The organism is Phytobacter sp. V69 (genome assembly GCF_965644215.1).
Taxonomy (GTDB): Bacteria; Pseudomonadota; Gammaproteobacteria; order Enterobacterales; family Enterobacteriaceae; genus Phytobacter.
The window spans coordinates 1-1,105 of sequence record NZ_CBFFRL010000444.1; the positions used below are offsets into that span (position 1 = coordinate 1).

Here is a 1,105-nt window from a genome sequence, read left to right on the forward strand (position 1 = left end):
ATTCAGGCAACCGTCTGTGGTGTTTGCAGAGCTAAGATTGGCGGCTTAGCGTTGCACTTCGGAGTTGAATCCGCCGCATAATCACGAATTATCGGCCAACTGGTGATATTGGGTTCACCGCAGGCTAACCCCGCCATCAAGGTTGCCATATCGCCACCCACACTATGGGGCTGCCCGTCATCGATCATCGCCGACTGGTACAGGCAGTCTGCCTTGCGTGGTTCGACGATAATGATGGTGGGGACCTGCGCCTGCATTCTTTCAATAAAGTACCCCATGATGCTCCCGGCGAACGAGCCAACCCCTGCCTGCAAAATCAGATGCGTTGGTAGCGGTTCGCCACGCGCCTCCATCTGCTGCCAGGCTTCAATCGCTAAGGTCATGTAGCCCTGCATCACCCATGTTGGGATCTGCTCATAGCCTTCCCACGCCGTGTCCTGCAGCAACACCCATCCGCGCTCTTGCGCTTGCTGATGGGCGAAACGCACGGTGTCATCGTAGTTAAGATCGCTAATGGTGCATTCGGCACCGTGATGGCGAATGTTTTGTGCGCGGATAACCGAAGAACCTTTTGGCATATAGACAACCGCTTTTAATCCCAGTTGTTCTGCAGCCCATGCAATCCCGCGACCATGATTGCCATCTGTCGCGGTTACGAAGACGATATCGGCTATCTGTTTTTTCATCTCGGGTGCGTTCAGCATGGTAAATGTGAGCTCATTAATATCCAGACAAAGTTTTCCAGCCAGATATTTCCCTACCGCATAAGAACCGCCCAGCCCTTTAAACGCATTCAGGCCAAAACGCTGTGATTCATCTTTAATATGAATCGATCCCAGCCCCAGTCGTTGACTTAAAAAGGGCAGATTGCGCAGTGGCGTAACGGTATATTGCGGAAATTTTTTGTGAAATGATAATACTTCATCAGCAACACTCGCATTCAATAACTGTAAATCCACACCCGATTTTTTCCGCCGGGTATTAATTTTATATTTAATCATGTCCGTCATGCATATACCTTTATGTCCATCGCGAATTCAGATAATAAGTGCAACGCTCGGACATGATTGTGGAGAGTGTAGGAGGAAGGGTTAACTACCGATAA

General features: G+C 49.7%; 1 pseudogene. It reads right to left on the reverse strand.

The features are described from left to right. Nucleotides 1–74: 74 nt before the first annotated feature. Nucleotides 75–1,010, reverse strand: a pseudogene (locus ACSZPU_RS25860) (diaminopropionate ammonia-lyase); the annotation flags it as partial. Between the last annotated feature and the right edge of the window lie 95 nt (nt 1,011–1,105).